Below are 6,993 nucleotides of genomic sequence, written 5' to 3'. Positions count from 1 at the left end.
ACGAGCCGCCTCCACCCGGGACTTCCATCTCTCGTTTCCCAGCAACCAGTCGAACGACTCGGTCTGCAGGGCGAGAAGGTCAGGAACCTCCAATGGCTCCTGGATACGTGAAAAGGAGACGCGATGGGGACCGGCGGGTACGGCGGAGGCGTTGCGCGAGGCTGCCAACAGATGTCCTTCCGAGGGCTCGCGGCGGAACTGACTACACCCACGCCAGACAACCTCGCAACGTGAGCGAGCGGAGCGGGTCGTTCAAAAAGGCAGCGTGGAAACGCGAGCGTACATGCTCTAGCCGAATTTGTCCACGCTAACGCAGACCATCTATCTGGTCGCATCTTCAGGGTGCCCTACGCCGCCGCGCTTGTCAAGCCCACAAATTGCGGCGAGCCGGCGGACGCGATGAACCTTTCACCGGTGAATGCGGCGCTGGAGTTCTGCGCCTGCTTTGACACATCCGAATCGAGACCTTCCGGGCGACTACGCCTATCAACGCGCGGCCCGCTGAGCGTTGTTGGCGTCGTTGGCTGCGGCGATGACCTGCATAAGCACTTGGTGGAGATGCTGAAGCTCGGAAAGCTCCATTCCCAGGCGCCCGACGATCGTCGGCGGGATCTTCTCGGCTTCACTGCGCAACTGCCGTCCCGCCGGAGTGAGGGTCACCGCGAGGGTGCGCTCGTCGTCGCTGGCCCGCGGACGGTGGACGTACCCGCTGGCCTCCAGGCGTTTGAGCAGTGGCGACAACGTGGCCGGTTCCACCTGCAGCAGGCGGCTGAGGTCTTTGACGGACAACGGCGCGTGTTGCCACAGCGCCAGCATCACCAGGTATTGGGGATGGGTCAAACCCATCGGCTCCAGAAGGGGCCGGTAGACCGCGATCACACTGCGCGCGGCGACCGCCAGGGCGAAGCACACCTGATTTTCCAGGGCCAGTGGGTCGGCGATGTCGTCAAGGTCACTCATGGCACCTCCATAGGGGTCGAAGGATCCATGCTATAACAGTTAGCGTACGAACAGTTAGTGCACTAATCATCTGGCCGCAGAGCCAGCATGCGTCCCCGATGCCGCCCCCCTACCGTCAGAGAGAGAAGCCATGAGCCGCTCCAACGTGCTTGTCGACGCCGCCTGGGTGCTGGAGCACATCGATGACTCCGGCGTGGTCCTGGTCGAGGTCGACGAAGACACCAGGGCCTACGACAAGAACCACATCCGCGGAGCCGTGAAGATCGACTGGAGAGACGACCTCCAGGACCCGATCCGCCGCGACTTCATCGACAAGGCCGGCTTCGAGGCCCTGCTGTCACGCAAGGGCATCGCCAACGACGACACCGTCATCCTCTACGGCGGCAACAACAACTGGTTCGCCGCTTACGCCTACTGGTACTTCAAGATCTACGGCCACCGCGACGTCCGCCTGCTGGACGGAGGGCGCAAGAAGTGGGAGCTCGACGGTCGCGAGCTGTCCAGTGAAACGGTGCGGCGCCCCGCCACGCAGTACCACGCCCAGGAGCCTGACGCTTCGATCCGCGCGTTCCGTGACGAGGTCATCGCCTCCATCGGCACCAAGACCATCGTCGACGTCCGCTCCCCCGACGAGTTCTCCGGCAAGATCCTCGCCCCTGCGCACTTTCCCCAGGAGCAGGCTCAGGTGGCCGGTCATGTTCCCACCGCCAGGAACGTCCCGTGGTCCAAGGCCGCCAACGACGACGGCACCTTCAAGCCGGACGAGGAGCTACGCCGCCTGTACGGCGAGGCGTCGGTCGATCTGAACGCGAGCGAGACCATCGTCTACTGCCGTATCGGCGAGCGCAGCGCCCACACGTGGTTCGTGCTCAGCGAACTGCTCGACCGACCGGGCGTCAAGAACTACGACGGCTCATGGGCTGAGTACGGCTCGCTCGTCGGCGTCCCCGTCGAGCGTGGGTCCGCCTCGTGATACCGGCCCGTACCGAGCAGGTGGACAGCCGAATGAACAACCACCCCACACCGGAGGCCGGCATGTCTCGTCCGAAGAGGAAGACCCTGGAAGAGCGGATCGCCGAACGTCAGGCGCAACTACCCCCGCTGAAAGAGGGAAAGGAATTCGAGCACGGGCCCGCCAAGTTCGTCTTCATCTTCCTCCTCGTCTTCATCGTGGGCCTTCACCTCGTCGGTCTCGTCGTCCTCATGATGTTGGGACTTCACTAGCACCCCAGGAGTGTGATCAAGGGGCCGGCGTGGCCCAGGCGAACAGCTACGACGCGCACGACCGCGCCGCAATGGATGTGCAACTCTGGGGTTGCGCCTGGAGGAGACGATGTGCAACTCTGTAGTTGCACATCCATTGCGAGCGCGAAGGAGTCTCCTCATGAGTGAGGATCGGATCGAACGCGAAACCCTGATCGCGGCATCCCTGGAGCGAGTCTGGTCGCTGGTGGCCGAACCCGGGTTCTGGGTGGCCGACGAGGCGAGCCTGACCGGCACGGTGGCCGAAGAAGGCGAGTCGATGGTGGCGAAGAACCCCAATCTCGGTGAGGTCTGGGTGCGTGTGGAGAAGGTCGAGCCGCCGACGTACGTGGCGTACCGTTGGACCAGTGCGTTTCCTGGAGAAGAGCTGCGTGAGGACAACAGCACCCTCGTGGAGTTCACGTTGACGCCGGAAGGCGACAAGACGCTGCTCCGCGTCGTCGAGAGCGGGTTCGCGGCGCTGGCCGGGTCCGGGGAACTGCGCAGCGAGGCGGTGAAGTTCAACACCGTCGGCTGGTCTCAGGTGTTCGACGCGCTCAAGACGCGCGCCGAACAGTCATCGGTGTGACGGACGAGAGTCGCGACGCAGTCGAGGCGGTCGACAGCGTCCTCGTCGCGCTGTCCGACCCGACACGACGTCAGCTGCTTGATCTGCTCGCCGTACAAGGCGAGGCCACCGCGACGACGCTCGCAGAACGACTTCCCGTCTCACGGCAGGCAGTGGTCAAGCACCTCGCCGTCCTGGACACCGCCGGGCTGGTTTCCAGCAGCCGGATCGGACGCGAGGTGCGATACACGGTGCGGCCGGCGGCGCTGGACGCGACGGCGCGGTGGATGACCGCGCTCGCCGCCAGCTGGGATCGGCGGTTGGCGAATATCAGGCGCGCCGCTGAGGCAGCGGAGCGGGATTCGCACTAATCCACTTTCAGTCCTCCATTTCCTGGTCAGGGCGCCGCTTCAAACGTCATGGGCGTAACCCACCCGATCGGGGTGCAGGCGCCTCCCTGCCCGTGACTGTGGGCGCCAGGCCATACGCCTGCCCGGCCGGCAGGAAGAACAGCCGGCCGGGCCGCACCATGCCGTCCGGGCTGTGGCGCCTGTTGTCCTGCCGTCAAGCAGATCCGCGATGACCTGCAGGAACACTTCCCCGAGCGGCTCGGCGTACTGATCATTGATGATTCCGGGTTCTTCAGGAAAGGACCGTCTCGTGCCTACCAACACTCCCCCACCTGCATCTGTCAGCAGCAGACAGCGGTTGATCCTCTTCGTTCTGCTCGGTGCCGGGTTCATGCTGTCCGTCGACTTCTCGATCCTTAACGTCGCGCTGCCGAATGTCGGAGCGGGCGTCGGGTTGGGATTGACCGGGCTCCCCTGGATCAGTTCCGCATACGCGTTGCCCGCGGCCGGCTTCACCCTTCTGTTCGGCCGGATGGCGGACCTGTTCGGCCGCCGCAGGCTCTTCCTGTCCGGCATGGTCCTGCTGATCGGGGCCTCGTTGCTCGGCGGTTTCGCATCCAACCCGGAGATGCTCCTGACCGCCCGGGCGCTGCAGGGCTTCGCCACCGCGATGACGATCCCCGCGGCGATGTCACTGCTCACCAGCACCTTCGCGGAAGGCGCAGTGCGCAACCGCGTCCTCGGCCTCAATGGCGCGCTGCTCTCGGGCGGCTTCACCGTCGGCGCGCTGGTCGGCGGCACCCTCGTCAGCCTGCTGAGCTGGCGGGCCGCGTTCTTCATCAACGTCCCGGTCGCCGTGGTCATCCTGCTCCTCACTCCTTTCCTGATCAGCGAGAGCAGGCTCCCGGACCGGGTGAAACTCGACCTGCCCGGAGCGGTGACCGTGACCGGCGGCCTGCTGGCCGTGATCTACGGGATCATCGAGAAGAACATCCCCTCGGCCGCCGTCGGCGTGCTGTTGCTGGTCGCCTTCTGGATCATCGAACTGCGCTCCCCCGCGCCGCTCGCCCCCCTGCGCATCCTCAGGCGGCCCACGGTGAAATGGGGCAACTACGCGGGGCTCGTGGTCTTCACCATGGAGACCGCCATGATCTTCCTGATGACGCTCTACCTGCAGCAGGTCCTGGGCTTCTCCCCGCTGACCACCGGCCTGATCTTCGGTATCCCGGGCCTGGCGGCCGTGGCCGCCGGCGTGATCGCCGGACGCCTCATCGGACGCTTTGGCGGCCGCAAGATCTTGGCCGCGGGCCTTTCCGTGCAGGGCCTGGCAACCCTCCCCCTGGTGTTCCTCAGCGCCGACCGAACGGCGCTCGCAGTCCTGATCCCCGCGCTGTTCATCGGGTTCTTCGGCCACGTGACCTCCATCGTGGCGTACACGGTGACCGGAACCTCGGGTCTGCCGAACGAGGAGCAGGGCCTGGCCACGGGCCTGACCTCGATGACTCAGCAGGTGGCCATCACCGTCGGAATCCCGATCCTGACCTCGGTCGCCGCGACGCGGAGCGTGCAGTTGACCGGCATCCACCTCGCGCTCAGCGCGGACGCCGCCGTGACGCTCATCAGCGTGATCGTCATCTGGTTCGGGCTACGTCCGCGCGGCACGCGCCGTACGGCGGCGGCAGCCGTACCAGTGCCCGACGTCTCCGCGCATCAAACAGGGAGGTGAGACATAGGAGCGCCGCATAGGGGCAAGGGGGACATGACCTGGTACTCCACCCGGCGACGAAGGTGAGTTGCATGGATGTCTTCGAAGCCACGACCGAACATCGCCCACCATTCACGATCATCAAGGCGCGCGGAGAACTCGACATCGCCGCCGAACCTACGTTTCAGAATGCAGTCGACGCGGCGCTTGATCAGTCGCCGCAGCGCCTGGTCTTTGATCTCTCTGAGCTGCGCTTCATGGACAGCGCCGGCATCCGAGTGATCCTCGACGTGTACAGGCGCCTGGGAATGGGTGAGCGCGTCGTGGTGTGCGGACTGTCACCGCGCCTCCAGCGGATCTTTTACGTTCTCGGGGTCATCGGCCGCGTCGGTGGGATCACCGCCTATGCGTCGCTGGACGATGCGCTCAAGTCCCGAGCCGGCAGGTAGCTCCCCCATTCGTGGCATCGCGTCATCCGCCGGCGGCCTCCCAGTCCTCGCAGCAGAAGCCCAACGCAGGACGATCATCCCCCGTGTCGATGTCGGCGGCCGGCGCGCTATCGCGGTGTGCCGTGCCGCCAGATGCGCCTGGAAGCCTCCAACGGGTAGGCGGAGTCGGAGAGCGGAGTGTCCCAGATCCGGGTGATCGGCTCGTCGGGGCTGAATTGGGGCCAGCCTGGATCGCCGGTGGCGGCGAAGGACGTCCATGCCGAGCGCACGCGCTGGGAAAGGCCGGAGAATTCGGCGGGCGGCGGAGAACCGAGGAAACGGGCCGCTGGGCGGGTGGTGGCGTTGCCGAAGACGAAGGGGAGGTCGATGCCGTGGCCCGCGCCGAGAGCCGGGCCCTGCCAGGCGAAGTCGTACAGCCAGGTTCGCCCGCCCGCGCGGGCATGGGCCTCAGCCGTCCAGGTGGTCGGCATGCGAACGAGGGCGTCCGAGAGCATCATCGTGAACAGGTCGGCGTCACTGACGCCGGGATAGCCGGTGCGGTAGGCGGTCGCGGCCTCCTTCTCCAGCCCCACCCGTTCGGCCACGACGGCCAGGTCCACGTCGTCAGGCGGCAACGGTCCCAGCCCCAGGTACTCCTCGTGCGTGAACCCGCAGATCAGGTCCGCCTCCCGGCCCGGGCCCGCCTGCAGCGCCTCCCACGGCGGCCCGGTGATCAGTTCGCCGTCGATGACGGGAGCGAACGCGGTGAGCCCGCCCCGGTCGCGTAGCGGTGCGTCCTGGACGTCGAGGATCGCCTCGGGCGGCAGCGCGGCGAAGCCGTCCCAGGTCGCCGCAACCCCGGCGGCCGCCGCGATGGCGGCGGTGATCTCCTCGGCCTCGGCGGTGGTGCGGACGCCGGACGGGACGCTCTGGGCGATCGCGCGCCGGAACAGCCCCCGCGCGGCCGGCGCGGCCATGAGCAGGGCGATCGATGCGGCTCCGGCGGACTGACCGAAGACCGTCACGTTCGCGGGGTTCCCGCCGAAGGCGGCAATGTTGTCCCGTACCCATTCCAGCGCGGCGATCTGGTCGCGGAGCCCGCGGTTGTCCGCGACTCCAGGCAGGTGCCCGAAGCCCTCGAATCCCACGCGGTAGTTGAAGGTCACCACCACGACGCCGGCCCCGGACAACGTCGCGGCGTCGTACTGCGGCATCCGCGCGGCACCGAGCTTCCACCGGCCGCCGTAGATCCACACCATGACCGGCAACCCGGCCGCGCCGACATCGGGGGTCCACACGTTCACCGTCAGGCAGTCCAGCCCGTCGCCCGGCTGCCACACCGGCGGTACCCCAGGCGCCGGCGGCAACTGCGGCGCGGCGGCACCGAACGCGACGGCTTCCCGGACTCCGTCCCAGTCAGGCGCCGGCACCGGGGGCCGGAACCTCAACGGGCCTTCCGGCGCGGCGGCGAAGGGAATCCCCGCAAAGCGCGAGACCCCGTCCTGGGAAACCCCTCTGACCCTCCCACCAGAGGTCACCACAACCGGATCCATCAGGCTCCTCCCAACCTCGTCAGGCGGGCGATGATGAGGCTTTCCGGGGTGTCCACGGACGCACCATATAGGCACAAATTGCCTGCTCGGGTTCAAGGAGTCGCGTCTCGTGGTGGTCTGGCCGGGTCACTGCTCCCCCGTTCCCTTGCTGGGAAGCCGGAGATACATCACCGACACCTGGGGGTCG

At 66.8% G+C, this 6,993-nt stretch carries 8 protein-coding genes; 6 read left to right on the top strand and 2 right to left on the bottom strand.

The genetic code is table 11. The annotated features are described in order from the left end of the window. Nucleotides 1-486: 486 nt before the first annotated feature. Nucleotides 487-960: a MarR family winged helix-turn-helix transcriptional regulator gene (locus Pth03_RS38350; protein ID WP_203949419.1), complete on the bottom strand. Its 474-nt coding sequence runs from the start codon at nucleotides 958-960 to the stop codon at nucleotides 487-489. Nucleotides 961-1,090: 130 nt separating this feature from the next. Here Pth03_RS38350 and Pth03_RS38345 point away from each other — a divergent pair, with 130 nt between their 5' ends. The 6 genes from Pth03_RS38345 to Pth03_RS38320 all read left to right on the top strand — a co-directional run bounded on the left by Pth03_RS38345 (nucleotide 1,091) and on the right by Pth03_RS38320 (nucleotide 5,274). Next, nucleotides 1,091-1,933 (top strand): sulfurtransferase, encoded by an 843-nt coding sequence (locus Pth03_RS38345; protein WP_203949418.1) that lies wholly within the window; start codon nucleotides 1,091-1,093, stop codon nucleotides 1,931-1,933. A gap of 62 nt (nucleotides 1,934-1,995) precedes the next feature. Next, complete coding sequence (locus Pth03_RS38340; protein ID WP_203949417.1) at nucleotides 1,996-2,184, top strand: hypothetical protein; 189 nt, start codon at nucleotides 1,996-1,998, stop codon at nucleotides 2,182-2,184. A gap of 160 nt (nucleotides 2,185-2,344) precedes the next feature. Then, on the top strand, nucleotides 2,345-2,791 hold the full coding sequence (locus tag Pth03_RS38335) for an SRPBCC domain-containing protein (protein WP_203949416.1): 447 nt from the start codon (nucleotides 2,345-2,347) through the stop codon (nucleotides 2,789-2,791). Continuing rightward, nucleotides 2,788-3,141, top strand: coding sequence for an ArsR/SmtB family transcription factor (locus tag Pth03_RS38330; protein WP_203949415.1), 354 nt, complete (start codon nucleotides 2,788-2,790; stop codon nucleotides 3,139-3,141). Before Pth03_RS38335 ends, Pth03_RS38330 begins: the two co-directional genes overlap by 4 nt. Nucleotides 3,142-3,478: 337 nt before the next feature. Beyond that, entirely contained in the window at nucleotides 3,479-4,846 is a 1,368-nt protein-coding gene (locus Pth03_RS38325) for an MFS transporter (protein ID WP_239119698.1), read from the top strand. 71 nt (nucleotides 4,847-4,917) lie between these two features. Then, complete coding sequence (locus Pth03_RS38320) at nucleotides 4,918-5,274, top strand: STAS domain-containing protein (protein WP_203949413.1); 357 nt, start codon at nucleotides 4,918-4,920, stop codon at nucleotides 5,272-5,274. Between the two features lie 107 nt (nucleotides 5,275-5,381). Here the strand turns inward: Pth03_RS38320 and Pth03_RS38315 are convergent, their stop codons facing one another. Next, nucleotides 5,382-6,806 carry a carboxylesterase/lipase family protein gene (locus Pth03_RS38315; protein WP_203949412.1) on the bottom strand — a complete coding sequence of 475 codons (1,425 nt, stop codon included), beginning with the start codon at nucleotides 6,804-6,806 and terminating at the stop codon, nucleotides 5,382-5,384. Nucleotides 6,807-6,993 lie beyond the last annotated feature (187 nt).

This window comes from Planotetraspora thailandica, from assembly GCF_016863335.1.
GTDB classification, from domain to species: domain Bacteria; phylum Actinomycetota; class Actinomycetes; order Streptosporangiales; family Streptosporangiaceae; genus Planotetraspora; species Planotetraspora thailandica.
The sequence above is the reverse complement of the archived record's forward strand: the minus strand, read 5'-3'. Positions and strand labels throughout refer to the sequence as shown.

Coding starts and splice junctions, on each gene's coding strand:
- Pth03_RS38350 (WP_203949419.1), bottom strand. CDS start 960: ATGAGTGACCTTGACGACATCGCCGACCCACTGGCCCTGGAAAATCAG.
- Pth03_RS38340 (WP_203949417.1), top strand. CDS start 1,996: ATGTCTCGTCCGAAGAGGAAGACCCTGGAAGAGCGGATCGCCGAACGT.
- Pth03_RS38335 (WP_203949416.1), top strand. CDS start 2,345: ATGAGTGAGGATCGGATCGAACGCGAAACCCTGATCGCGGCATCCCTG.
- Pth03_RS38320 (WP_203949413.1), top strand. CDS start 4,918: ATGGATGTCTTCGAAGCCACGACCGAACATCGCCCACCATTCACGATC.
- Pth03_RS38345 (WP_203949418.1), top strand. CDS start 1,091: ATGAGCCGCTCCAACGTGCTTGTCGACGCCGCCTGGGTGCTGGAGCAC.
- Pth03_RS38315 (WP_203949412.1), bottom strand. CDS start 6,806: ATGGATCCGGTTGTGGTGACCTCTGGTGGGAGGGTCAGAGGGGTTTCC.